The organism is Streptomyces sp. NPDC111744 (genome assembly GCF_055634995.1).
This window is the reverse complement of record NZ_JBVKCG010000002.1, coordinates 433,819-458,842: the sequence shown is the minus strand read 5'-3', so window position 1 is coordinate 458,842 and position 25,024 is coordinate 433,819. Positions and strand designations below refer to the sequence as shown.

The window sequence follows — 25,024 nt, the reverse complement described above, 5'->3', positions numbered from 1 at the left end:
ACCGATCGGTTTCCCAACTGGTTCTCGCGCGGTAACCTCGGGCCTATGGCCACCACTGACAAGGCGTCCCCCCGCGACCGGCTGCTCGACGCCGCCGCCCAGCTCTTCTACCGCGACGGTGTCTCCATCGGCGTCGAGGCGCTGTGCAGGTCGGCCGGGGTGTCGAAGCGCTCGATGTACCAGCTCTTCGACAGCAAGGACGAGATGCTGGCCGCCAGCCTGGAACGCCGCAGGCCCTGGTACGAGGCGCAGCTGACGCCCACCGACGACGCCGACGTGTCGGCCACGGCCCGCGAGCGGATCCTCTACGTCTTCGAGCGGCTGGAGAAGGGCTCCGTGAACCCCGACTACCACGGCTGCCCGTACCTCGCGGTCCTGGTGGAGCTGAAGGACCCCGAGCACCCGGCCAGCGCGGTGGCCCGTGCGGCCAAGGACCGGCTGGAGACCTTCTTCCGGGAACAGGCCGAACAGGGCGGCGCGACGGCTCCGGCCGTCCTGGCCCGCCAGCTGATGCTGCTCTTCGACGGCGCCAGCGCCCGCGCCGGCGCCCACATCGAACGACTGGACGACGGGCTGGCCACGGGAACGGCGACGGCGCTGATGGACGCGGGAGGTATGGAGTAGCGCGGCCGGCCGGGACGCGCCGGGGGACCGGTCGCCACTCGTCGTGGACTGGCACGCTTGGCCCAGGCGCCCCTGGCCGCCGCGGCCTGTGTCCGGGCCGGGAGGCGACATGGAGGGCGCCGCTGCGGTTCGGTGTGAAGTGGCGCGTTCGACCCGGACGTTCTTGCTGCTGCGGTCTGTCTTCGGGGGTGCCGTGGTGTAGCGCGTTCCTTCGGTTTCGCCGGTTCGGATGCCCTCGTGGGAGCGGTCGCCGTCCGGCTTGGAGGTCCCCGTGGGGGCCGCTGCCGTCTGCCAAGGGGCGGCGCGTTCGGCCCCTCGTGGGAGCCGTCGCCGCCCGGCCCGGATGCCCCCGTGGGGCCGACCGCCTTCCGGCGATGATCGGCGCGCTTGGCCCACGTGTCCCTGCCGCCCCGCCCGCCCCTTCGGCGACCCGGACGGGTGACCACAACGCGCCGAGGCTGTTGGCCGCCCGATGCAATGGACAGGTGACCGCGCCCCCGAACGACTGCCTCGCGCGCAACGAGTGGATCTGCGGTGCCTATCTGAGCAGCCGCCGCCAGATCCTCCTCGACGCGGTCGGCCAGCACCTCCGGCTCACCGCGGTCTCGGTGCTCATCGGCCTTGTCATCGCCGTCCCGCTGGCCGTGCTGGCCCGCCGCTGGCGCTGGTCGGCCGGCCCCGTCCTCGGCGTCACGACGATCCTCTACACCATCCCGTCCCTGGCGATGTTCTCCCTGCTCCTGCCGGTCTACGGCCTCTCGGCCACTCTTGTCGTCGCCGGGCTGGTGCTCTACTCGCTCACCCTGCTCGTCCGGAACATCCTCGCGGGCCTCAGGGCCGTCCCGGAGGAGACCCGACAGGCCGCCCGCGGCATGGGCTACGGCCCGATTCGCCTCCTGGTCACCGTCGAACTGCCCCTCGCGCTGCCTGCCGCGATGGCCGGACTGCGCATCGCCACCGTCTCGGCGGTCTCCCTGGTCACCGTCGGCGCGATCGTCGGCTTCGGCGGGCTCGGCAATCTCATCTACGCCGGCATGAACACCTACTTCAAGGCCCAGGTGCTCACCGCCTCCGTACTGTGCGTACTGATCGCCGTCGCCGCAGACCTGCTGCTGCTCGGTGTGCAGCGGCTGCTCACCCCGTGGACACGGGCGGCCCGCGCATGACGACGCTCGCCGACGCCTGGGACTGGCTCACCGACCCCGCGCACTGGGCGGGCGACGACGGGATCGGCCACCGGCTGCTCCAGCACCTCGTCCTCACCGTGGTGTGCCTCGTCATCAGCTGTCTGATCGCACTGCCGGTCGCCCTGATCCTCGGTCATCTCGGCAAGGGTGGCGCGCTCGCGGTGAACATCTCCAACGTCGGCCGTGCCGTACCCACCTTCGCCGTCCTGGTCCTGCTGCTCCTCACCCCCATCGGCAGATGGGGCGAGGGTCCCACGGTGGTGGCCCTGGTGCTGTTCGCGGTACCGCCCCTGCTCACCAACGCCTACGTCGGGATGCGCGAGGTCGACCGGAGCATCGTGCAGGCGGCGCGCGGCATGGGGATGACCGGACGACAGATGCTGTTTCACGCAGAACTGCCCCTTTCGCTCCCCTTGGTTCTCAACGGGGTGCGGATCGCCGCCGTCCAGCTCGTGGCCACGGCGACCATCGCCGCGCTGGCCGGCGGGGGAGGGCTGGGGCGGATCATCACCGCCGGATTCAACCTGGCCAGTACACCCCAGGTGGTCGCGGGGGCGATCCTGGTCGCCGTGTTCGCACTGATCGTCGAGGGTGTCTTCGAACTCGCCGAGCGGCTCGCCCCGGTCTGGGTGCGGGGCTCGCGATGAGAGTCCGTACGGCGGCCGTCGCCGTACTCCTCGTGCTCACCGCCTGCACCACCGGCCCCTCCCTGGAGAACCGCGGCGAGGTCACCGCACCCCCGGGCGACAGCCGGCACCTGACCATCGGCTCCGCCGGATTCACCGAGAGCGACCTGCTCGCCCAGATGTACGCGCAACTGCTGAACCAGGCCGGCTACCGGACCTCCTTCATCACCGTGGCCAACCGCGAGATCTACGAACCCGCCCTGGTATCCGGGCAGATCGATGTCGTCCCCGAGTACGCCGCCACCTTCGCCGACTGGCTCAACGCCAAGGCCAACGGCCCCGACGCACCGCCGGTGGGCTCGCCCGACCTCGCCACCACGATGAAGGCGCTGCGCCGCCTCGCCACACCGCGCGGCCTCACGGTCCTGGACCCCGGGCGGGCGGTGGACCAGAACGCCTTCGCGGTCACCGCCGCCTACGCCCGACAGCACCACCTCAAGACGCTCAGCGACCTCGGCGCCTCGGGACTGAAGGTGCGGCTCGCGGCGGGTGACGAGTGCGTACAACGGCCCTACTGCGAGCCGGGGTTGAAGAAGGTGTACGGCATCGACATCACCGGCGTCGACCCCAAGGGCGTCGGCACCACCCAGGCCAAGCGGGCCGTGCAGAACGGGCAGGACCAGATGGTGCTGACCACGACCACGGACGCGACCCTTGACCAGTTCGGCCTGGTCCTCCTCGCCGACGACAGGCACCTGCAGAACGCCGACTACGTCGTCCCGGTCGTCAACCGCGCGCGGGCGGGTAGCGAGCGTGTGACGAAGACGCTCGGCAGGCTCAACGACGTCCTGACGACCGCCGATCTGGCTTCCATGAACCAGCAGGTGGACAGCTGGCGACGGCTGGCCCAGGACGTGGCCCGGACGTATCTGCGGGACAAGGGCCTGGTCAAGTGACGGCCGGTGCCCGTTGTCAGTGGCGGGCGGTACGTTTCGGGACATGGGGATCTATCTGGTGAGCGTCGCCGCACAGGAGTGGTTCGACGAGGACGCGGAGGAGGGCGGCAAGGGTGCCGTCGCCTCGGCCCTCAACGGGGAGTTGAGACGGCGCGGCCTCGCGCCGTACGAGTCGGTGCCCGAGGCGGCCGGCCTCGTGCGCGGCTCGGGGCTGTCGTTCGAGGAGAAGCTGGTGCCGTCCATGGACGGGTTCGGCGCGCTGTGCCGGAAACATCTGGCACCGGGGGAAGCGGAGCTGCTGCTGGGCTGGTCGGTGCTGGTGCCGGTCTCGCTCGACGAGGAGATCCGGCTGCCCCTCGAAACCGCCTACACCGACGAGACGGTGGTCGCCGGCGCTCCCGAGGTGCTCGCCCTCGCAGAGCGGCTGGCGGCTGCGATCGGGCTTCCCGTCGACGTGATACCGGAGGCCTGCGACAACCTCGACCTGACGATGTGGTTCCTGGAGGGCCCGGCCGAGGACGCGGCCGCCGCCCGCCCCGGCCCGTGGGGCGAGGACCTGGACGCCGCCTTCTATGTCGCGCTGTATCTGCGGGCCGCCCAGCACTCGCTGCGCCGCGGTTGCCCGATGACGTACTCCTGACGAACACCGTCCGACACCCTGCCGCTCTGCCGGTCACGCATCGGAGACCGAGTCGAACGGCACCTGACCTCGCGAGACGCCGCGTGCGTCCGCGTCCACCGAGCGGCGCAGCGCCTCGTGCAGCTTGGCAGGGGTCAGCACGCCCAGGAAGCGTGAGCCGTCGAGGACCGCGACCCACCCCGCGTCGTGCTGGAGCATCACACCGAACGCCTGCTTCAGCGGGGCGCCGACCGGCACCCACGCGGTCATCCGGTGCGCGAGGTCGCCCACCGTGCCGCCCGACGCCAACTCGTCCCGGCCCACCCAGCCGTGCAGGTCGCCGTTCGGGTCCAGGACCACCGCCCAGCGGGCGCCCTCCGCCCGCAGCCGCGCGGCGGCGCTCTCGGCGGACTCGGCCGGGCGCGCGACCGGCGGCTGCTCCAGGTCGTCCGGCTCGATCTCGGTCACCGACAATCGCTTCAGCCCGCGGTCCGCGCCCACGAACTCGGCGACGTACGGCGTGGCGGGCGTCCCCAGCACCGCACCCGGCGTGTCGTACTGCTCGATGCGCCCCTGCCCGTACACCGCGATCCGGTCACCGAGCCGCACCGCCTCCTCGATGTCATGGGTGACCAGCAGCACCGTCTTGCGCACGGCTGCCTGCATGCTGAGGAACTCGTCCTGCAACTGCTCCCGCACCACCGGGTCGACCGCGCCGAACGGCTCGTCCATCAGCAGTACAGGCGGATCGGCGGCGAGCGCGCGGGCCACGCCGACCCGCTGCCGCTGGCCGCCGGAGAGCTGGTCCGGGTAGCGCGGCCCGAACGTCCCGGGGTCCAGGCCCACCAGGTCGAGCAGTTCGGCGGCACGCTTGCGGGCCCTGGCCCGCTTCCAGCCGAGCAGGGCCGGGACGGTCGCGGTGTTGTCGAGGATCGTGCGGTGCGGGAAGAGGCCCACCTGCTGGATGACGTAGCCGATCCGGCGGCGCAGTTGCACGGGGTCGACCCGGGCGATGTCCTCGCCGGCGACGAGGATCCGGCCGGAGGTCGGTTCGATGAGCCGGTTGACCATCATCATCGTCGTGGTCTTGCCGCAGCCGGACGGGCCCACGAGCGTGACGAGTTCACCCTCCGCCACCTCGAAGGAGAGGCCGTCCACGGCGGTCGTGCCGTCCGGATACCGCTTGGTGACCTGCTCGAACCGGATCATTCCCTCACGCTAGCCGCGAGCGTTCCGGACCGCTCGCCCGCCGCCGGACGGCGTACCGCATCCGGGTCACCCGCGACGGCGCACCGGTAGGGGACAGCGGCCCCGCCCCCGGCCCCCGACTCGGTCGCCGTACGCTACGGCGGCCCCGGCCCCGGCCTCGCGGACGGCAGTCGGCGGGCACCCGTTCCAGCCGGCTCCTACGAGTTGACCTCGGTACCCGGCTGACCAGCGCCGACCAGCACCACCTCCAGGGTGCGCGGGCCGTGCACCCCCTCGACCCGGTCCAGCTCGATGTCGCTGGTCGCGGACGGCCCGGAGATCCAGGTCAAGGGGCGGGCCGGGTCGAGGCGTTCGAGGGCCTGGGGCACGGACGACACGACCTGGTCGGGTACCCGCACCACACAGATGTGATGGTCCGGGACGAGCGTGATACGGCGGCGGCCCTGGTCCGGGCCGCCGTCCAGCACGATCGTCCCGGTCTCGGCGATCGCCACCGCACACCCGGTGACCACACTGCCGACCCCGTCGAGTTCGTGCGGTGTGCTCTCGGCGCGATCCGCAATCACCTCGGCATCGGCCACCGAGAGCCACTCCGGGTCCAGCCTCGTCGGCACGACCACCGTCCCGACCCCACGCTCGGCGACCAACCGGCCGATCAGGGAGGCCAGTTCACCCTCCGCGCACCGATGCACGACCGCCCGGTAGTCCGCCAGGTTCTCGGCGAGCAGCTCCACAGTCTCCGCGACGCTCCGCTCCCCGTGCTCGCGCAGATACGTCCGCTCGACCGGCGCGTCCTCGCCCGGCACATCGGCCAGCGCGCGCCGCACCCGCCCCAGGATCCGCTCCCTGCTGCTCACTTCGCACCGCCCTTTCCGCCGTTCGTCCGCTGCCACCAGTCCCGGAACGGCTCCGCCGGTACGGCCGGCAGGTCCCGCGTCGCGCTCCACGCCCTGCCGGGACCCGGCAGCGTACGAGGGAGGAGGCGACGGCTGCGGGAGACGAGCCGCTGGCCGGTGCGCAGGGCGGCCGGGTGGGAGAACGCCCAGCGGGCCGCACGCATCGCCGCCCGCTCGGCCGCATGCCCCTTGGCCGGCTTGAGCAGCACCTTGTTGCCGTTGCGGACCGCCTCGCCGCCCTCCACGACCCGCTCCCGCAGATGCACCAGAACCTCGGGGATGTCGATGGCGACCGGGCACACCTCGTAACAGGCCCCGCACAGCGACGAGGCGTACGGCAGCGAGGCGTCGATCTCGCTCCCCGTCCCCCGCAGCTGGGGGCTGAGGATCGCACCGATCGGGCCCGGGTAGACCGAGCCGTAGGCGTGGCCGCCCGCCCGCTCGTACACCGGGCACACGTTGAGGCAGGCCGAGCATCGGATGCAGCGCAGCGCCTGGCGGCCGACCTCGTCGGCGAGGGTGTCGGTGCGGCCGTTGTCGATGAGCACCAGGTGAAAGGTCTGCGGGCCGTCCCCGTCGGTGGTGCCGGTCCACATCGAGGTGTACGGGTTCATGCGTTCGGCCGTCGACGAGCGGGGGAGGGTCTGCAGGAAGACCTCCAGGTCCCGCCAGGTCGGCACGATCTTCTCGATACCGACGACCGAGATCAGCGTCTCGGGCAGGGTGAGGCACATCCGGCCGTTGCCCTCGGACTCGACGACGACCAGGGTGCCCGTCTCGGCGACCATGAAGTTGGCTCCCGAGATACCGACCTTGGCGCGCAGGAACTTCTCGCGGAGGTGGAGCCGGGCCGCCTCGGCGAGTTCGGCCGGGGTGTCGGTGAGCCCCTCGGGCGCGGGGCGTCCCCACTCACCCATCTCACGCCGGAAGATGTCCCGGATCTCCCCCCGGTTCCGGTGGATGGCCGGCACCAGGATGTGCGAGGGCCGGTCCCTGCCCAACTGCACGATCAGCTCGGCCAGATCGGTCTCATAGGCCCGGATGCCCTCGGCCTCCAGAGCCTCGTTCAGCCCGATCTCCTGTGTGGCCATCGACTTGACCTTGACGACCTCCGACTCGCCGGTCTCCTTGACCAGCGCGGCCACGATCCGGTTGGCCTCCTCGGCGTCGGCAGCCCAGTGGACCGTACCGCCGGCCGCCGTCACCGCCTGCTCCAACTGGATCAGATACCGGTCGAGATGACGGAGCGTATGGTCCTTGATCTGTTTGCCGGCCTCCCGCAGCGCGTCCCAGTCGGACACCTCCGCGACGGCCCTGGCCCGCTTGGCGCGGATGGTGTGCGTGGCGTGGCGCAGATTCGCGCGCAGCGTCCGGTCGTTGACGGCCTCGTGCGCGGCCTTCGGAAAGGCCGGCATACCCAGATACGTCCCGCTCATACGGCCGGTTCCTCCTCCGTGCTCGCCAGGATCTCCGCGATGTGCACCGGCCGCATACCGGTGCCGAGCCGGGTCATGGTGCCGCCGATGTGCATGAGGCAGGAGTTGTCGGCCGAACACAGCACCTCGGCGCCGGTGGACTCGGCGTTGCGCACCTTGTCCGTGCCCATCGCCGCCGAGACGTCGGGATTCTTGACCGCGAAGGTGCCGCCGAACCCGCAGCACTCCTCGGCCCCCGGCAGCTCCACCAGCTCCAGCCCCTTCACCGCCTGGAGCAGCCGGTGCGGCCGGTCGCCGAGCCCCAGGCTGCGCAGCCCGTGACAGGTCGGGTGATAGGTGACCCGGTGGGGGTAGTAGGCCCCCACGTCCGTCACCCCGAGCACATCCACCAGGAACTCGGTCAGCTCGTACGTCTTCGGCACCACGGGCGCCAGCGTCGCCGCCAGCCCGCTCCCCCGCCCCTCCGCCCTGGCCCGCTCGCCCATCCTCGGATACAGCTCCCGCACCATCGCCCCGCATGACCCGGACGGGGTGACGATCGCCTCGTACTCCCTGAAGACATCGGAGAAATGACGGGCGAGGGGCTCGGCCTCATGGCGGTATCCGGTGTTGTAATGGGCCTGTCCGCAGCAGGTCTGGGCCATCGGGAAGTCGACCTCGACGCCCAGCCTGGTCAGGAGTTTCACCACGGCGCGCCCGGTGTCCGGATAGAGCGTGTCGTTGACGCAGGTCAGGAACAGGGCGACACGCATCGCGGCTCCTAGAGGTCGATCATCGGATGAGTGCAGAGTAGTAGGCCGGTGCGGGCAGCGGGAGACCCGGTCACCGTGTGGCGAGTCGTGCCTCGGCCGCCGCCCAGCGGGCGGTGTCGCCGCGCGGCGCGTACCGGGTGAGCGGCTGGGTGCGCGTGAGCAGCCGCCGCATGTCGGCGAGGTCGCCGACGAGACCGTGCGCACGGGCCTGGACCAGCACGTTCCCGAGGGCCGCAGCCTCCGTCGGACCCACCACCACCGGCAGCCCGCAGGCGTCGGCGGTGAGCTGGCAGAGCAGCGCGTTGCGGGTGCCACCACCCACCACATACACCGTGTCCACCGGATGATCGGCGAGCCGCTGCGCGTCGGTGACCGCCCGCCGGTGGGCAAGCGCCAGGGAGTCGAGGATGCACCGGGTGATCTCACCGGGAGTGCGCGGCACCGGCTGTCCGGACGCCCGGCACGCCTCGGCGATCCGCTCCGGCATCCGGCCGGGGGCCAGGAACACCGCGTCCCCCGCGTCCACCACCGAGCGCAGCGCCGGCACGCCGGCCGCCTCCCGCAGCAGCCCGCCCAGATCCGGGTCACCCCAGGCCCGAACGCACTCCTGGAGCAGCCACAGCCCCATGATGTTGCGCAGATAGCGGACCGTGCCGTCCAGCCCCAGCTCGTTGGTGAAGTTGGCGGTCCGGCTCTCCTCGGTCAGCACGGGCGCGGCCAGTTCGAGCCCGGCCAGCGACCAGGTGCCGGTGCAGATATAGGCGAACCGTTCACCGGCCGCCGGTACGGCGGCCACCGCCGACGCGGTGTCGTGCGAGCCGACGGTGGTCACCGGCACCGGCCCGGTCAGGCCGGTCTCCTCCAGTACCCCGGGGCTCAGCACCCCGGCCGGATCCCCGGGCCGCCGCAGCGGCGCGAACAGCCCGAGGTCGATCCCCAGCCGGTCCGCGACATCGTACGACCAGTCGCGCGTCCGGGGGTCGATCAGCTGGGTGGTGGAGGCATTGGTCAGCTCGGTGCCTTGTTCGCCGGTCAGCCAGTACGACAGCAGGTCGGGGATGAGCAACAGCCGCTCGGCATGCGCGAACTGGGCGCCCGAACGCGCCGCCACCACCTGGTAGAGGGTGTTGAAGGGCGCGTACTGGAGCCCGGTACGGGCGTACAGCTCCGCCGGTGGCAGGGTCGCCCACACCTTCTCGGCGACCCCCTCCGTGCGGGCGTCACGGTAGTGCACCGGGTTGCCGAGCAGCGCCCCGTCGGCGTCCAGCAGCCCATAGTCCACGGCCCAGCTGTCCAGTCCGACCGAGTCCACCCGCCCCGCCGCCCTGAGCCCCTCCAACACCCCGGCGTACAGGGCGAGTACGTCCCAGCGCAGCCCCTCCGGCAGCCGCACCGGCCGGTTCGCGAACCGGTGTGCCTCGGTCAGCTCCAGGGAGTCCGGCCCCGCCCGGCCGACCATGACCCGCCCACTGGACGCGCCGAGGTCGACCGCGGCGTAGGACCTGTGGGCGGTCATCGCAGGAACGCGGCCGCCACACCCGCGTCGACGGGCACATGCAGCCCGGTGGTGTGGGTGAGCTCCCCTCCCGTCAGCGCGAACACGGCGTTCGCCACATGCTCGGGCAGCACCTCACGCTTGAGGATGGTCCGCTGCGCGTAGAACTCGCCCAGCTTCGACTCCTCCACCCCGTACACGGCGGCCCGCTGGGCTCCCCACCCGCCGGCGAAGATTCCGGACCCCCGCACCACACCGTCGGGATTCACCCCGTTGACCCGGATCCCGTGCTCGCCCAACTCGGCTGCCAGTAGGCGCACTTGATGGGCCTGGTCGGCCTTGGTGGCCGAGTAGGCGATGTTGTTGGGTCCGGCGAACACGGCGTTCTTGGAGGCGATATAGACGATGTCACCGCCGAGCCCCTGGGCGATCATCAGCCGGGCCGCCTCCCGTGACACCAGGAAGGAACCGCGGGCCATGATGTCGTGCTGGAGGTCCCAGTCCTTCGCCGAAGTCTCCAGCAGGGGCTTGGAGATGGAGATCCCCGCGTTGTTGACGACGAGGTCGACCCCGCCGAAAGCCAGCACGGCCGCCCGAAAGGCGGCGAAGATCTGCTCCTCGTCCGTCACGTCGACGGTGACGGCGACGGCCTTGTCGGACCCGCCGAGCTCCTCCGCGACGGCGGCGGCACTCCCGGCATTGACATCGGCGACGACGACACAGGCCCCCTCGGCGACAAGCCGGTGCACGATCGCCTTGCCGATCCCACTGCCGGCCCCCGTCACCAGCGCCACCCGGGTCGCCAGAGCCTTCGGCTTCGGCATCCGCTGAAGCTTGGCCTCCTCCAGCGCCCAGTACTCGATCCGGAACTTCTCCGACTCCTCGATCGGCGCGTACGCCGACACGGCCTCGGCCCCGCGCATCACATTGATCGCGTTGACATAGAACTCGCCCGCGACCCGGGCCGTCTGCTTGTCCTTCCCGAAGCTGAACATGCCGACGCCGGGCACCAGCACGATCGCCGGGTCGGCGCCGCGCATGGCGGGGGAGTCGGGCAGGGCGTGCCGCTGGTAGTAGGCGGCGTACTCCTCGCGGTAAGCGGAGTGCAGCTCCTTGAGCCGGGCAATGACCTCGTCGAGCGGCGCGGTCGGCGGCAGGTCAAGGACGAGGGGCCGTACCTTCGTCCGCAGGAAGTGGTCCGGGCACGATGTCCCCAGCGCCGCGAGCCGCGGATGCTCGGCCCGGGCCAGGAAGTCGAGAACGACCTCGGTGTCGGTGAAGTGCCCGACCTGCGCCTTGTCCTGGGAGGCGAGGGCCCGCACATACGGCGCGAGCGCGGCGGCCCGCTCCCGCCGTTCGGCCTCCGGCAGCGCGCCGTACCCCTCCACGACGGACCCGAAGGGCTCCGCCCTGCCACGTTCGGCGAGGAAGGCCTCGGCGGTGCGGATGATGTGCAGCGAGTTCCGCTCGCACTCCTCGGAACTGTCGCCCCACGCGGTGATCCCGTGCCCGCCGAGGACGCATCCGATGGCCTGCGGGTTGGCGGCCTTGACGGCTGCGATGTCCAGCCCGAGCTGGAACCCGGGCCGTCGCCAGGGCACCCACACGACGGTGTCCCCGAAACACTCGGCGGTCAGCTTCTCCCCGTCGGCGGCACAGGCCAGCGCGATCCCGGAGTCCGGGTGCAGATGATCGACGTGCGGGGCGTCGACGAGCCCGTGCATGGCGGTGTCGATGGAGGGAGCGGCACCGCCCTTGCCGTGCAGGCAGTAGTCGAGGGCGCCGACCATCTCGTCCTCGTGCTCGACGCCCGGATAGACACCGGTGAGCGCCCGAAGCCGGTCGAGCCGCAGCACGGCGAGCCCGGCCTCGGTGAGGGTGCCGAGATCCCCACCGGACCCCTTCACCCACATCAGCTCGACGTCACCACCGGTGACGGGGTCGATGGCCGCGCCTTTGGCGGAGGCGTTGCCGCCGGCGTAGTTGGTGTTACGGGGATCGGAGCCGAGCCGATGGGAGCGGGCGAGGAGGGAGGCGGCTTCGGGATGGGCGGGCATAAGAGATTCCTTACTTCTCGAACGAGCGTGAGTGCGTTTCCCTAGGGGCGCGGGGCTGTGTTTCCTTTGCGGTTCCGCCGCGTGGGCGCGACCAGCCACATCGGACCCGCAGCCCGCGAATCACAGATCCCGGCAGACGCTTACGCCCCCCACCCCGCCTGCTGCCCCCCAACCCGCTCAGCGACAACCTTCTCGGCCCACCCGGACCGCCGGTACGCCTTCATCGGGTCGGGGTCCAGCCCCATCTCTTCGCGCACCTCGCAGAGCAACGGCCGCACATCCGTGTCATACGCGTCCATCAGCACGGCATTCGCACCGAGCACATCCCCCGCGGCCTGCGCCGCGGCCAGCGCCCCCCGATCCACCAGCAACGCCTTCGCCGTGGCCTCCTGCACATTCATCACCGACCGGATGATCGCGGGGATCTTCGCCTCGATGTTGTGACACTGATCGAGCATGAAGGCCACATCGGAGGTGAACCCGCCCCCGCCCACGACCTCGCACATGATCCGGAACAGCTGGAACGGATCCGCGGCCCCGACCATGAGGTCGTCGTCCGCGTAGAACCGCGAGTTGAAGTCGAACCCGCCGAGCTTCCCCTCCCTCAGTAGCGTGGCGACGATGAACTCGATGTTGGTGCCCGGCGCGTGATGCCCGGTGTCGACCACGACCTTCGCCTTCGGCCCCAGCTTCAGACAGTGGGCGTAGGCCGTGCCCCAGTCCGGCACGTCGGTCGTGTAGAAGGACGGCTCGAACAGCTTGTACTCCAGCAGCATCCGCTGCCCCTCGCCCAGCCGCCCGTACACCTCGGCCAGCCCCTCCGCGAGCCGGTCCTGGCGTGCTCGGATGTCGTCCTGCCCGGGGTAGTTGGTGCCGTCCGCGAACCACAGCTTCAGGTCGCTGGACCCCGTCGCGTCCATGATGTCGACGCACTCCAGCAGATGGCCGACGGCCTTGCGCCGCACCGCCGCGTCCGGATGGCAGATGCTGCCCAGCTTGTAGTCGTCGTCCTGGAAGGTGTTGGAGTTGATCGCCCCCAGCTTCAGCCCCTGCTTCTCGGCGTGCCCGGCCAGGTCCGCGTAGTCGTCCACCCTGTCCCAGGGGATGTGCAACGCCACCGTCGGCGCGACCCCGGTCACCGCGTGCACCTGCGCCGCGTCGTCCAGCTTCTCCTTCGGTGAGCGCGGCACGCCCTGCTGGGCGAACACCTTGAAACGGGTCCCCGAGTTTCCGTACGCCCATGACGGCGTCTCGACGGCCTGGGTCTTCAGCGCGGCCTTCACCGCGGCGAGGTCGGTCACTTCGGGGCTCCTGGGGTCTGCGCGGTGAAACGATTCAGAACGGCAAAGTATGAGTCTTCCCGAAGGGGTGTCAAGGACTCCGGCAACCTGGTTTTCCGTGACTCCGCCGTGACCTTCGGCTATCGAAATTTTTTCGATACGGACCCATTGACGTGACATGCCCGTGGTGCCTACGGTCCCGGCAATCCAGTTGAAACCTTTCACGATGCTGTGGAGTCGGTGCGGACCGGCCCGCCGGTGTCGTCGAGGAGCCCCCATGACCCACCCGTCCGACACGGGACCGGCCCCGGTGCTGGCGCTGAGGGACGTCTCCAAGTCCTTCGGTGCCGTCCGCGCCCTGCGGGACGTCTCCCTGGAGCTGTTCCCCGGCGAGGTGCACGCCCTCGCCGGCGAGAACGGCGCGGGCAAGTCGACGCTGATCAAGACCCTCGCCGGGGTGCACCGACCGGACGCCGGTCAGGTGCTGCTCGACGGCGAGCCCGTCGTCTTCCACGGCCCCGGCGACGCCCGCGACGCCGGAATCGCCGTGATCTACCAGGAACCCACGCTCTTCCCCGACCTGTCGATCGCCGAGAACATCTTCATGGGCCGTCAGCCCCGGCGGGCCCTGGGCCGGATCGACCACAAGGCCACCCGCGCGGCCACGGCCGCCCTGATGAAGCGGCTCGGCGTCGCCCTCGACCCCGACCGCCCCGCCCGCGGCCTGTCCATCGCTGACCAGCAGATCGTCGAGATCGCCAAGGCCCTCTCCTTCGACGCCCGGGTCCTGATCATGGACGAGCCGACGGCCGCCCTGACCGGCAGCGAGGTCGCCCGGCTCTTCGGCGTCGTCCGCACCCTGCGCGAACAGGGCGCCGCCGTGCTGTTCATCTCGCACCGGCTGGAGGAGATCTTCCGGATCTGCCGGCGGGTCACCACCCTCCGGGACGGCGCCTGGATCGCCAGCGAGCCCGTCGACGGCATGACCGAGGACGACCTCGTACGCCGGATGGTCGGCCGGGACCTGGACGAGCTGTACCCCAAGCAGGACGTGTCGGTGGGTGAAGTCGCCCTCTCGGTGCGGCGGTTGACACGGGAGGGCGTCTTCACCGACATCTCCTTCGAGGTGCGCTCCGGTGAGATCGTCGGCCTCGCCGGACTGGTCGGCGCCGGCCGCACCGAGGTCGCGCGGGCCGTGTTCGGCGTCGACCGCTGGGACGCGGGGGAGGTGGAGGTACGGGGACGCAGACTCACCAACGGCGCCCCCTCCACGGCGATGGCCGCCGGCCTCGCCCTCGTCCCCGAGGACCGGCGCGCCCAGGGCCTGGTGATGGACATGTCCATCGAGCGCAACATCGGCCTGACCGGACTGCGTACGACCGTCAGGGCGGCCCTCGTCGACCGGGCCGCCGAGCGCAGCCGCTCCCTCGACTGGGCGGTGAGGCTCCAGGTGAAGTACGCCCGGATCGCCGACGCGGTCTCCACCCTCTCCGGCGGCAACCAGCAGAAGGTCGTCCTCGCCAAATGGCTGGCGACCGGACCGAAGGTGCTCATCGTCGACGAGCCGACCCGTGGCATCGACGTCGGTACGAAAGCCGAAGTCCACCGGCTCCTCGGCGAGTTGGCCGCCGACGGGGTCGCCGTCCTGATGATCTCCTCCGACCTGCCCGAGATCCTCGGCATGGCCGACCGTGTACTGGTGATGCACGAGGGCCGGATCACCGCCGAGATCCCGCGCTCCGACGCCACCGAGGAAACCGTGATGGCCGCAGCGACCGGGAGGGCCGCCGCATGACGACCGCCGCCGTGGGGAGGGCCGCCGCATGACGGTGACCACCTCCGAACAGACCTCCGTCACCGAGGCGCCCGAGTCCAGCGGGACCCGGCTCGTCGACCGTGTCTTCAAGATGCGCGAACTCGCCATCCTGGTCGTCTTCCTGGTGATGATCGCCGTCACCCAGGCCGGCAACAGCGAGTTCCTCTCCCAGCAGGGCATCAAGGACCTGCTGCTCAACGCGACCATCCTGGTGCTGGTCGCCACCGGACAGTCCCTGGTGGTGATCAGCAGGAACGTCGACCTGTCCGTCGGCTCCACGCTCGGCATCACCGCCTTCGCCGCCGGCGACTATCTTCACGGCGGCGGAAACACGGTCGTCGCGATCTTCCTTGCCGTGCTGCTCGGCATCGGCTGCGGGCTCCTCAACGGCCTTCTCGTCAGCCTCGGCCAAGTGCCCGCGCTGGTCGTCACCCTCGGCACGCTCTACATCATCCGGGGCGTCGACTCCATCTGGGTCGGCTCCCGGCAGATCACGGCCGCGGATCTCCCCGGCGGCTTCAACGACTTCGGCTCGGGCGGACTGTCGGCCGTCCCCTGGCTCGCGCTCATCGCCCTCGCCGTCCTGGTCGCCACCGCCTACTACCTCGAACACTTCCGCAGCGGACGGGAGTTGTACGCCCTCGGCTCCAACCCGGAGGCCGCCCGGCTGGCCGGCATCCCGGTGCGCAGGCGGATCCTCACCGCGTACACCTTCTGCGGTGCCCTCGCCGGGCTGGCCGGAGCCATGTACCTGGCCCGCTTCGGCAACGTCGACTCCGGAACCGGGAACGGCTACGAACTCACCGTCGTGAGCGCCGTGGTGGTCGGCGGTGTGGTCTTCACGGGCGGCTCCGGGAGCGTGTACGGCGCCGCGCTGGGCGCGCTGCTGCTGACCTCCGTCAACAGCGTGCTGCCGGCCTTGGGGGTCAGCTCCGTGTGGGTCCTCGCCATCAACGGCTTCCTGTTGCTGCTCGCCATCGCCGTCGACCGGGTCGTGGCGCTGCGGGTGGTGGCCGCGCTGAAGAAGAAGTCGGCCCTCAGGAGGACCGCGATCAGCAAGGAGAGCACCAGCCATGCCTGAGTCCTTGACGCGTGCGATTCGCTGGGACACCGTCGTCGGCGCCCTGCTGGTCGTCCTGCTGCTGTTCTCCTTCGGCTTCGTGGACGGCTTCGGCAACTCGCTCAACCTGTCGTTCCTGATCGGCAACACGCTTCCGATCGCCCTCATCGCCCTGCCGATGACCCTCCTGGTCGTGGCGGGGGAGATCGACCTGTCGGTCGCCTCGACCGCGGGACTCTCGGGCGCGGTGATGGGCAGGCTCTGGAACGAGGGCATGGCGATCGAGACGATCATCCCCCTGTGCCTGCTGCTGGGCGTGGTCTGCGGGCTGGTCAACGGGCTGCTGGTGACCCGCCTTGGCCTGCCGTCGCTGGCCGTCACCATCGGCACGCTCGCGGCCTACCGGGGCATCGCGCAGATCGTGCTCGGCTCGGACGCGGTCACCGACTTCCCCACGCGGTACCTGGACTTCGCGGCGGGGCGACTCGGCGACACGTTCCTGCCGCGGGCCTTCCTGCCGTTCCTGGTGCTGCTCGTGATCGCTGTGGTGGTGCTGCATGCCACGTCGTTCGGGCGGTCGCTGTTCGCGGTCGGCGCGAGTGAGGAGGCGGCGCGGTTCGCCGGGATCCGGGTGAAGCGGCACAAGCTGATTCTGTTCGTCGCGACCGGGTTCATGGCGTCTCTGACGGGGATCTTCTGGGCCCTCCACTACGCGAGTGCGCGGTACGACAACGCGACGGGGCTCGAACTGTCGGTCGTCGCCGCCGTGTTGCTCGGGGGGATCGACTTCGACGGGGGGCGCGGGACGCTTGGCGGAGCCGTCGCCGGTGTGTTTCTGCTCGGGGCGTTGCAAAACGTCATGAGTTTGCTCAATGTGTCCGCGCAATCCCAGATAGTCGTGACCGGTGTGCTGCTCGTCGTGTCGGTGCTGGGGCCGAGGGTTGCCAAGCAGATCTCCCTCGCCAGGCACAAGGCCGCAAAGGCCGTCTGAACACTGCGGGTTGTGTGTGGTTGATCGCGCCCACGCGGCGGAGCCGCAAATGATATGCAGCCCCGCGCCCCTGACGGGGCGCTCCAGAGTACCTTCGTTCAAAGGAACCCTTATGCGTAAGTCATCCCTCCGGCGTGCCTCCGTCGCCCTCGCCGCCGTCTCCTCCCTCGCCCTCGCCGCCACCGCCTGTGGTGGTACCACCAAGAACAACTCCAGCAGTGACGACTCAGCGGCCACCTCCACCGCGAAGGCCGATCCGACCGCCGCCCTCAAGAAGGGCCTCACCGTCGGCTTCCTCCCCAAGCAGGTCAACAACCCCTACTTCACCTCCGCCGACAAGGGCGGCGAGAAGGCGCTCACCGAGCTGGGCTCCAAGTACAAGGAGGTCGGGCCCTCCAGTGCCACCGACACCTCCGGGCAGGTCTCCTACGTCAACACCCTCACCCAGCAGCAGGTCAACGCCATGGCCGTGTCCGCCCAGGACCCCGGCGCGCTGTGCACCGCGCTCAAGCAGGCCATGAGCAACGGGATCAAGGTCGTCACCTACGACTCCGACACCAACGCCGGCTGCCGCAACGCCTTCGTCTCGCAGGCCGGCGCCGAGGACCTCGGCCGTACCGAAGTGCAGCTGCTCGCCCAGCAGATCGGGTACAAGGGCGAGATCGCGGTCCTGTCCGCCGCACAGACCGCGACCAACCAGAACACCTGGATCGGGTACATGAAGGAGGAGCTGAAGGACCCGAAGTACAAGAACGTCAAGCTGGTCAAGATCGCCTACGGCAACGACGACGCGCAGCAGTCCTTCCAGCAGACCCAGGGCCTGCTCCAGCAGTACCCGAACCTCAAGGGGATCGTCTCCCCGACCACCGTCGGCATCAAGGCGGCCGCCCAGTACCTGTCCGGCTCCAAGTACAAGGGCAAGGTCAAGCTGACCGGCCTCGGCACGCCCAACGACATGCGGCAGTACGTCAAGAACGGCACCGTCGACGCCTTCGAGCTGTGGGACCCGGCCAAGCTCGGCGACCTCGCCGCCCGCACCGCCGTCGCCCTGGCCTCCGGGCAGATCACCGGCAAGGAGGGCGAGACCTTCAAGGCCGGCTCCACCACCTACACCATCGGCAAGGACGGCGTGATCAACCTCGGCAAGCCGACCGTGTTCGACGCGAAGAACATCGACCAGTTCAACTTCTAGGCGTTCAAGGGGCGTTGATGCAGCGCGTCTGTTTCCTCCTCAAGGTCCGGCAGGACCGCATCGCCGAGTACCGCGAACGCCATGCCGCCGTGTGGCCGGAGATGCGCGAGGCGCTCTCCGCCACCGGCTGGCACAACTACTCGCTCTTCCTGCGCGACGACGGCCTGCTGGTCGGCTATCTGGAGACCGAGGACTTCGAGGCCGCCCGCGCCGGCATGGAGGCCACCGAGGTCAACGCCCGCTGGCAGGCCGAGATGGGGCCGTTCTTCGAGTCGCTGGACGGCACCCGGCCCGACGAGGCGATGAAGCCGCTCACCGAAGTGTTCCACCTCGCCTGACCCGTCCCCTCGCCCAGGAGCCGCTCATGAGACGCCGAACCGTGCTCACCACCGCCCTACTGGCCGGCGTGGCAACGCCGGGCATCGCACGGGCCGCCGATCCCGGCCCCTCCGTGACCAAGAAGAGCACCAGCCAACTCGACGCCCAGGCCGTCTACTTCGTCTCCTACGACGGCCTGGTCAACAACAACTCCTTCCAGAAGAACGGCCTGTTCACCTACAAGGGCCACCAGTACGCCGGCTGGTACACCTCGACCGGCGCCGCGGTGATCGGCCGCAGGGTGCTGGGCGGCTCGTCGTGGTCGACCGTCGCTCTCGCCCACCGGCTGAAGTCCAGCGACTCCCACAACGTCATCTCCATGGGCGTCTCCAGGACCGACGGCCGTCTCCACATCAACATGGACTCCCACAGCGACGGCTTCTTCTACGTGAAGTCGGTCGCGGGGCTGCTGGACAACCCCGTTTCCACGGTGTGGACTTCGGCCGTTTTCGGTGCCGTACAGACATCGCTCGACGGGGTGTCGCCGACCTCGCAGTTCACCTACCCGCAGTTCATCTCCACGCCCGAGGGGAAGCTGCAGCTGAGCTATCGGGTGGGGATGTCCGGGAACGGCCGTAACGCCCTTGCCGAGTACGACGGTTCGAGCTGGACCGTGCTGGGGGAGTGGACCAGCTCCAGCGGGACGTACAAGAGCGAGCACGGCTCGTCCACCGCCCGGAACATGTATCTGCACGGCCTCGACTACGGCGTCGACGGGCGGCTGCACGCCTTCTTCACCTGGCGGGAGCAGAGCAGCGCCGTGATGTGCAACAGCGGTGGCATCACCAACCACGACACCGGCTACGTCTACTCCACCGACCGCGGCCGCACCTGGCGCAACGACACCGGCGCCCTGGTCGCCACCACCGGCACCTCGGACACCGTCGCCGTCACCGACCCGGGTCTCGTCGTCGACCCGCTCAACCCGGACCACTCTCTGATGAACCAGGAGAGCCAGTGGACCGACTCCGCCGGCCTTCCGCACGCGATCATCAGCTATGTGCCCGGCCGCTTCGGCCAGTGCACCACGAACTACGTCAGCGACCGCACCGCGAACGGCCGCGCCTTCCATGTCCGCAGGAACTCCTCCGGCACCTGGCAGAAGACCGAGATCCCCCTCGCCCTGAACTCCAGCCAGCGCACCAAGCTGCTCCTGGACAGGTACGACAACGCCTACGCGGTCTTCCCCTTCGGACGGATCGCCGGCGCGTCCAAGGCCTCCGGATACACCGACTGGGCGCTGCTCCACGACGGCACCGAACTGAACGCCTTCGGCGAGGTCGTGATCGACGAGATGCGGGTCGGGGCGGACAACGTGCTGTCGTTCATGTACCAGGAGACATCGAGCGGTACGACCCCCTCGGCGCTCCATGTCGTCGACTTCGCGCTGCCCGCCTGACCCGGGCCGGTGTGCGAGTCATGTCGTAATGTGAAGCCCTTCCGGATGCACCCTTCCTCGCTGTGGAGGTGCCGTCCACGGTTCCCTGGAGGTCTCGACCGATGGCCCAGTCGGTGGGTATCAAGGACGTCGCCCGCGCCGCCGGAGTCTCGGTGGGCACGGTCTCCAACGTCATCAACCGCCCGGACACCGTCGCCGGCGAGACCCGGGCACGGGTGCAGTCGGCGATCGACCGGCTCGGCTATGTCCGCAGCGAGTCCGCGCGCCAGCTGCGCGCGGGCCGCAGCCGGATCATGGGCCTGCTCGTCCTCGACATGGGCAACCCCTTCTTCGTGGACGTGGCCCGGGGCGCCGAGCGGGCCGCGCGGGAGGCCGGACTCGGCGTGATGGTCTGCAACAGCGCCCAGAACGCCGGCGAGGAGGCCGACTACCTCTCGCTCTTCGCCGAACAGCGGGTGCGCGGCGTCCTGCTCACCCCGGCGGACGCCACCGGCCGCAACATCGAGTCCTTCCGCCGGCACGGCATCCCCTTCGTGCTGGTCGACCGGGTCGCGGAAGGCACCACCGAGTGCTCCGTCAGCGTCGACGACGTGGCGGGCGGGGCGCTCGCGGTCCGCCATCTCGTCGACGCCGGGCACCGGTCCATCGCCTACGTCAGCGGGCCGCCCGGCTTCAACCAGGTCCGCGACCGGCGCACCGGCGCCCTGAACGCCCTCGCCGAGGCGGGCCTCGGTCCCGACGCGCTGCGCGAGCTGCCGACCGAGCGTCTGGACGTCGCGGCCGGGCGGGACGCGGGGGCCCGGCTGCTCGGCCTCGCCGACCGGCCCACCGCCGTGTTCTGCGCCAACGACCTGCTCGCCCTCGGTGTCCTGCAGGCCATGTACGCGGCCGGGGTGGTCGTCCCGGACGACCTGGCGATCGTCGGCTACGACGACATCGAGTTCGCCGCCGCGGCCGCGGTACCGCTGACCTCGGTCCGCCAGCCGGCCGTGACCATGGGCGCCATGGCTGCCGACCTGCTCCTGGAGGAGACCGAGGAGCGCGAGGGACAGGCGGCGCACGAGCACCGCCGGGTGGTGCTCCAGCCGGAACTGGTGGTGCGCCGCTCCAGCCTCGCCGCCCGCTGATCGGTTATTCAGTAACGATTTCATGATCCCGGGGGTGAACCGGCCCCGGACGTGTGCTGAACTGGGTCGCGCCCATACGTCCGTCCCGGGAGAAACGTTGAGCCTCAGCTACCGCCAGCCCGGCGTCGTCCTCACCGACCGCCACTTCACCGTCCCTCTGGACCACGCCGCCCCGGACGGCGAGACCATCGAGCTGTACGCCCGGGAGGCGGTCGCGAGCGACAAGGCGGACGAGGAGTTGCCCTGGCTGCTCTATCTGCAGGGCGGCCCGGGATTCGGGGCGAATCGTTTCGTCGGACGGCAGGCCTGGCTCGACCGAGCTCTGCAGGAGTACCGCGTCCTGCTCCTCGACCAGCGCGGCACCGGCCGCTCCACCCCGGTCAACCGGCAGACGCTGCCGCTGCGCGGCGGCCCCGCCGCCCAGGCCGACCACCTGGCCCGCTTCCGTGCCGACTCGATCGTCCGGGACTGCGAGGCGATCCGTCCGCGGGTCACCGGCGGCGCCCCCTGGACCACCCTCGGCCAGAGTTTCGGCGGCTTCTGCACGGTGACCTATCTGTCGTTCTTCCCGGAGGGTCTCAAGACCTCCCTCATCACCGGTGGCCTGCCCGCCCTCGACGCCCACGCCGACGACGTGTACCGGGCCGCCTACCCGCGCATGGAACGCAAGGTCAGCGCACACTACGACCGCTACCCGATGGACGTCGAACGGGTCCGGCGGATCGCCGAGCACCTCCTCGAGCACCAGGTGGTCCTGCCGAACGGCTACCGGCTCACCGTCGAGGCCTTCCAGTCCCTCGGCCTGATGCTGGGCATGAGCGACGGCAGCCACCGCCTCCACTTCCTCCTGGAGGACGCCTTCGTCCGCACCCCGGCCGGCGCCGAACTCTCCGACGCCTTCCAGGAACAGGCCCAGGCCCTGCTGTCGTACGCGAGCAACCCGCTCTACGCCCTCGTCCACGAGCCGGTCTACGGCCAGGACACCCGCCCCACCGCCTGGGCGGCCGAGCGGGTGCGCGCCGAGTTCCCGCAGTTCGACGCGGCCAAGGCGCTCACCGACGACGCCCCGGTGCTGTTCACCGGCGAGACGGTCCACCCCTGGGTGTTCGAGACCGACCCGTCCCTGCGCCCGCTGCGCGAGACCGCCGAACTGCTCGCCGCCCGCACCGACTGGCAGCCGCTGTACGACCCGGCCCGCCTCGCCGTCAACGAGATCCCGGTCGCCGCCGCCGTCTATCACGACGACATGTACGTCGACGCCGGGCACTCGCTGCGGACCGCCCGGGCCGTGCGGGGCCTGCGTACCTGGGTCACCGACGAGTTCGAGCACGACGGACTGCGCACCGGCGCCCCGCGGGTCCTGGACCGGCTCCTCGCGCTCGCCCGCGACGAGGTGTGACGGGCCGTCACGTCCCGTTGTGACGGCCCGCAAAAAGGGTTGCGGGCAGGGCGTGTCCGCATAGTCTGCGGCCATGACCGAGCCGAAGATCACCCCGCTCGAGCCCATGCCCGACGACTGGCGACGCGCCCTCGCCGTGGTCGCCCACCCGGACGACCTGGAGTACGGCTGCTCCGCGGCGATCGCAGCCTGGACCGACGAGGGCCGCGAGGTCACCTATGTCCTTGCGACCCGTGGCGAGGCGGGCATGGACACCCTGGAGCCCGCCCGGTGCGGCCCACTGCGCGAGCGGGAGCAGCGGGCGAGCGCGGCCGTGGTGGGTGTCCCGGCCGTGGAGTTCCTCGACCACCGGGACGGGGTGATCGAGTACGGGCCCGCGCTGCGCCGGGACATCGCGGCCGCGATCCGCCGCCATCGCCCCGAGCTCGTCATCACGCTGAACCACCGGGACACCTGGGGCGGCCTCTACTGGAACACCCCCGACCACCGGGCCGTCGGCCGCGCCACGCTCGACGCGGCGGGCGACGCCGGCAACCGCTGGATCTTCCCGGAACTCAACCGTCAGGGCCTGGAGCCCTGGAACGGCGTCCGCTGGGTCGCCGTCGCCGGGTCCCCCGCGGCCACGCATGCCGTCGACGCCTCGCCCGGCCTGGAACGGGCGATCCGCTCCCTCCTCGAACACCGCACCTACATCGAGGCGTTGACCGTCGAGGACCCCGAGTCGTACGTCCGCGACTTCCTGACCGAACAGACCGCCGCGCACGGTGAACGCTTCGGCGGGAAGCCGGCCGTCGCCTTCGAACTCTTCTCCCGGTAGGCCGCGCACATGACCGATAACACGGAACTGCTGGCCCGCCGCTTCGAGGAGCACCGCGACCATCTGCGCGCGGTGGCCTACCGGATGCTCGGCTCGATCGCCGAGGCCGAGGACGCGGTCCAGGAGGCCTGGCTCAAGCTCGGACGCACCGACGCGGACGAGATCCGCAACCTCGGCGGCTGGCTGACCACGGTGGTCGGCCGGGTCTGCCTCGACATGCTGCGCTCCCGCACGGCGCGGCGCGAGCAGCCGATGGACGAGACGTTCGTCCCGGACCCGGTGATCAGGCCGCTGTCCGGCATCGACCCCGAACAGGGGGTGCTGGAGGCGGACTCCGTCGGACTCGCCCTGCTGATCGTCCTGGAGACCCTGGAGCCCGCCGAGCGGCTGGCGTTCGTCCTGCACGACATGTTCGCGGTGCCCTTCGACGACATCGCTCCGATCGTTGAACGCGGTTCGGCGGCGACACGTCAGCTGGCCAGCCGGGCCCGCCGCCGGGTACAGGGCGCCACCCCGTCGGCCGACCCGGACCTGGAAAGGCAGCGCCAGGTCCTCGACGCCTTCCTGGCCGCCTCCCGGGGCGGCGACTTCGAGGCGCTGCTCGCCCTGCTCCACCCGGACGTGGTGCTGCGCGTCGACTCGGGCAGGCTGGTGCGCGGAGCGGCCGCGTCCAAGGTGCTGCGCGGCGCCCGGGCGGTGGCCGAAGGGGCCTTCACCTTCCGGCAGTACTCGGTCTGGTCGCGCCTGGTGCTCGTCAACGGCACGGTCGGCGCGGTCACCGCGCCCGAGGGACGCCCGCTGTCGGTGATGGCGGTCACCGTCGCCGACGGCCGAATCACCCAGATGTACATCCTCGCCGACCCGGACCGGCTCGAACACCTGGACGTGCCCACCGAGGAGGAGTGATCCACGTCCCACCCGGCGGCGCGATGTCACACTCGTCGCCGTCGGGCCCCTCTCAGATGGCAGGAGCAGGAGAGGGGAAGACATATGAAACTCGTCGTATTCGGGGCGAACGGACCGACTGGCCGGCAGGTCACCGAGCAGGCGGTCGCCGAAGGACACATGGTCACCGCAGTCACCCGCCACCCCGAGGAGTTCCCGCTCAGGGACCCGCGGCTGCGGGTGGCCGGCGCCGATGTGCTCGACACCGTCGCGGTGGAACGCGCCGTGGCCGGGCAGCACGCGGTGATCTCGACGCTCGGGGTGCCCTACAGCCGAAAGCCCGTCACCCTGTACTCCGAGGGCATCACCCACATCACGCAGGCCATGACCAAGCACGGCGTCCGGCGCCTGGTCTGTGTGAGTTCGACCGTGCTCTTCGGCGTGGCGGCGCCCGGTGAGACCCTCCTCTTCCGGAAGGTGCTCGAACCCGTCATCGCGCGCACCGTCGGGCGCACCGTGTACGACGACATGCGGCGCATGGAGGAGATCGTGCGCGACGGCGATCACCGGTGGACCGTCGTCCGCCCCGCCGGCCTCTTCGACACGGATGCCGTCAGCCCCTACCAGGTCGCCACCTCGCGCCTGCCCGGCCGGTTCACCTCGCGCGCGGATCTGGGCAACGCGCTGCTGCGCGAGGCGGTCGGCGACCGTCATGTGCACGCCTTCGTCGACGTCCGCACCACGGAAGGTGTTCCGAGCTTCCTCGACGTCATCCGGAAAGAGGCGTTCGGGGGCAAGAAGTGAGTCCGGAGCCGACCGAGCC

Annotated in this window: 23 protein-coding genes; 16 read left to right on the top strand and 7 right to left on the bottom strand. The window is 70.5% G+C overall.

What is annotated here, in order from left to right:
* The first annotated feature begins 45 nt into the window (after positions 1 to 45).
* The 5 genes from ACZ7OO_RS06175 to ACZ7OO_RS06155 all read left to right on the top strand — a co-directional run bounded on the left by ACZ7OO_RS06175 (position 46) and on the right by ACZ7OO_RS06155 (position 4,033).
* Positions 46 to 624 carry a TetR/AcrR family transcriptional regulator gene (locus ACZ7OO_RS06175; RefSeq protein ID WP_471501973.1) on the top strand — a complete coding sequence of 193 codons (579 nt, stop codon included), beginning with the start codon at positions 46 to 48 and terminating at the stop codon, positions 622 to 624.
* A 485-nt stretch (positions 625 to 1,109) separates the two neighbouring features.
* Positions 1,110 to 1,790, top strand: coding sequence for an ABC transporter permease (locus tag ACZ7OO_RS06170; protein ID WP_471501971.1), 681 nt, complete (start codon positions 1,110 to 1,112; stop codon positions 1,788 to 1,790).
* Positions 1,787 to 2,458 (top strand): ABC transporter permease, encoded by a 672-nt coding sequence (locus ACZ7OO_RS06165; RefSeq protein ID WP_471501969.1) that lies wholly within the window; start codon positions 1,787 to 1,789, stop codon positions 2,456 to 2,458. Before ACZ7OO_RS06170 ends, ACZ7OO_RS06165 begins: the two co-directional genes overlap by 4 nt.
* Positions 2,455 to 3,393, top strand: coding sequence for an ABC transporter substrate-binding protein (locus ACZ7OO_RS06160; protein WP_471501967.1), 939 nt, complete (start codon positions 2,455 to 2,457; stop codon positions 3,391 to 3,393). The genes ACZ7OO_RS06165 and ACZ7OO_RS06160 overlap by 4 nt, the downstream gene beginning before the upstream one ends.
* 43 nt (positions 3,394 to 3,436) lie before the next feature.
* Positions 3,437 to 4,033 (top strand): hypothetical protein, encoded by a 597-nt coding sequence (locus tag ACZ7OO_RS06155; protein WP_471501965.1) that lies wholly within the window; start codon positions 3,437 to 3,439, stop codon positions 4,031 to 4,033.
* 33 nt (positions 4,034 to 4,066) lie between these two features.
* Here the strand turns inward: ACZ7OO_RS06155 and ACZ7OO_RS06150 are convergent, their stop codons facing one another.
* The 7 genes from ACZ7OO_RS06150 to rhaI all read right to left on the bottom strand — a co-directional run bounded on the left by ACZ7OO_RS06150 (position 4,067) and on the right by rhaI (position 13,158).
* Complete coding sequence (locus tag ACZ7OO_RS06150; protein ID WP_471501963.1) at positions 4,067 to 5,221, bottom strand: ABC transporter ATP-binding protein; 1,155 nt, start codon at positions 5,219 to 5,221, stop codon at positions 4,067 to 4,069.
* A 197-nt stretch (positions 5,222 to 5,418) separates the two neighbouring features.
* On the bottom strand, positions 5,419 to 6,078 hold the full coding sequence (locus ACZ7OO_RS06145; protein WP_471501961.1) for a LutC/YkgG family protein: 660 nt from the start codon (positions 6,076 to 6,078) through the stop codon (positions 5,419 to 5,421).
* Positions 6,075 to 7,553: a LutB/LldF family L-lactate oxidation iron-sulfur protein gene (locus ACZ7OO_RS06140; protein ID WP_471501959.1), complete on the bottom strand. Its 1,479-nt coding sequence runs from the start codon at positions 7,551 to 7,553 to the stop codon at positions 6,075 to 6,077. Before ACZ7OO_RS06140 ends, ACZ7OO_RS06145 begins: the two co-directional genes overlap by 4 nt.
* Positions 7,550 to 8,305 (bottom strand): (Fe-S)-binding protein, encoded by a 756-nt coding sequence (locus ACZ7OO_RS06135; protein WP_471501957.1) that lies wholly within the window; start codon positions 8,303 to 8,305, stop codon positions 7,550 to 7,552. Before ACZ7OO_RS06135 ends, ACZ7OO_RS06140 begins: the two co-directional genes overlap by 4 nt.
* A 70-nt stretch (positions 8,306 to 8,375) precedes the next feature.
* Complete coding sequence (locus tag ACZ7OO_RS06130; protein WP_471501955.1) at positions 8,376 to 9,821, bottom strand: rhamnulokinase; 1,446 nt, start codon at positions 9,819 to 9,821, stop codon at positions 8,376 to 8,378.
* Entirely contained in the window at positions 9,818 to 11,857 is a 2,040-nt protein-coding gene (locus ACZ7OO_RS06125) for a bifunctional aldolase/short-chain dehydrogenase (protein WP_471501953.1), read from the bottom strand. Before ACZ7OO_RS06125 ends, ACZ7OO_RS06130 begins: the two co-directional genes overlap by 4 nt.
* Before the next feature lie 140 nt (positions 11,858 to 11,997).
* Complete coding sequence (gene rhaI / locus ACZ7OO_RS06120) at positions 11,998 to 13,158, bottom strand: L-rhamnose isomerase (protein WP_352225565.1); 1,161 nt, start codon at positions 13,156 to 13,158, stop codon at positions 11,998 to 12,000.
* Positions 13,159 to 13,414: 256 nt separating this feature from the next.
* Between rhaI and ACZ7OO_RS06115 the strand changes: the two genes are divergently transcribed.
* The 11 genes from ACZ7OO_RS06115 to ACZ7OO_RS06065 all read left to right on the top strand — a co-directional run bounded on the left by ACZ7OO_RS06115 (position 13,415) and on the right by ACZ7OO_RS06065 (position 25,005).
* Positions 13,415 to 14,932, top strand: a complete 1,518-nt coding sequence (locus ACZ7OO_RS06115; protein WP_471501951.1) for a sugar ABC transporter ATP-binding protein — start codon at positions 13,415 to 13,417, stop codon at positions 14,930 to 14,932.
* A 28-nt stretch (positions 14,933 to 14,960) separates the two neighbouring features.
* Positions 14,961 to 16,034: an ABC transporter permease gene (locus ACZ7OO_RS06110; protein WP_471501949.1), complete on the top strand. Its 1,074-nt coding sequence runs from the start codon at positions 14,961 to 14,963 to the stop codon at positions 16,032 to 16,034.
* Complete coding sequence (locus tag ACZ7OO_RS06105) at positions 16,027 to 17,004, top strand: ABC transporter permease (protein ID WP_471501947.1); 978 nt, start codon at positions 16,027 to 16,029, stop codon at positions 17,002 to 17,004. Before ACZ7OO_RS06110 ends, ACZ7OO_RS06105 begins: the two co-directional genes overlap by 8 nt.
* Positions 17,005 to 17,116: 112 nt before the next feature.
* Positions 17,117 to 18,196: a rhamnose ABC transporter substrate-binding protein gene (rhaS, locus tag ACZ7OO_RS06100; protein ID WP_471501945.1), complete on the top strand. Its 1,080-nt coding sequence runs from the start codon at positions 17,117 to 17,119 to the stop codon at positions 18,194 to 18,196.
* A gap of 17 nt (positions 18,197 to 18,213) precedes the next feature.
* Positions 18,214 to 18,534, top strand: a complete 321-nt coding sequence (locus ACZ7OO_RS06095; protein ID WP_471501943.1) for an L-rhamnose mutarotase — start codon at positions 18,214 to 18,216, stop codon at positions 18,532 to 18,534.
* A gap of 26 nt (positions 18,535 to 18,560) precedes the next feature.
* The gene (locus ACZ7OO_RS06090) at positions 18,561 to 19,973 is read left to right on the top strand and encodes a BNR repeat-containing protein (protein WP_471501941.1); all 1,413 of its coding nucleotides are present in this window, start codon (positions 18,561 to 18,563) and stop codon (positions 19,971 to 19,973) included.
* Between the two features lie 101 nt (positions 19,974 to 20,074).
* Positions 20,075 to 21,100, top strand: coding sequence for a LacI family DNA-binding transcriptional regulator (locus tag ACZ7OO_RS06085; protein WP_471501939.1), 1,026 nt, complete (start codon positions 20,075 to 20,077; stop codon positions 21,098 to 21,100).
* A 97-nt stretch (positions 21,101 to 21,197) separates the two neighbouring features.
* The gene (locus ACZ7OO_RS06080) at positions 21,198 to 22,499 is read left to right on the top strand and encodes an alpha/beta fold hydrolase (protein ID WP_471501937.1); all 1,302 of its coding nucleotides are present in this window, start codon (positions 21,198 to 21,200) and stop codon (positions 22,497 to 22,499) included.
* A 73-nt stretch (positions 22,500 to 22,572) separates the two neighbouring features.
* Complete coding sequence (locus ACZ7OO_RS06075; protein WP_471501935.1) at positions 22,573 to 23,316, top strand: PIG-L deacetylase family protein; 744 nt, start codon at positions 22,573 to 22,575, stop codon at positions 23,314 to 23,316.
* Between the two features lie 9 nt (positions 23,317 to 23,325).
* Complete coding sequence (sigJ, locus tag ACZ7OO_RS06070) at positions 23,326 to 24,222, top strand: RNA polymerase sigma factor SigJ (RefSeq protein WP_471501933.1); 897 nt, start codon at positions 23,326 to 23,328, stop codon at positions 24,220 to 24,222.
* 84 nt (positions 24,223 to 24,306) lie between these two features.
* A complete protein-coding gene (locus tag ACZ7OO_RS06065; protein ID WP_471501931.1) occupies positions 24,307 to 25,005 on the top strand; it encodes an NAD(P)-dependent oxidoreductase in 699 nt (232 codons plus the stop codon).
* Positions 25,006 to 25,024 lie beyond the last annotated feature (19 nt).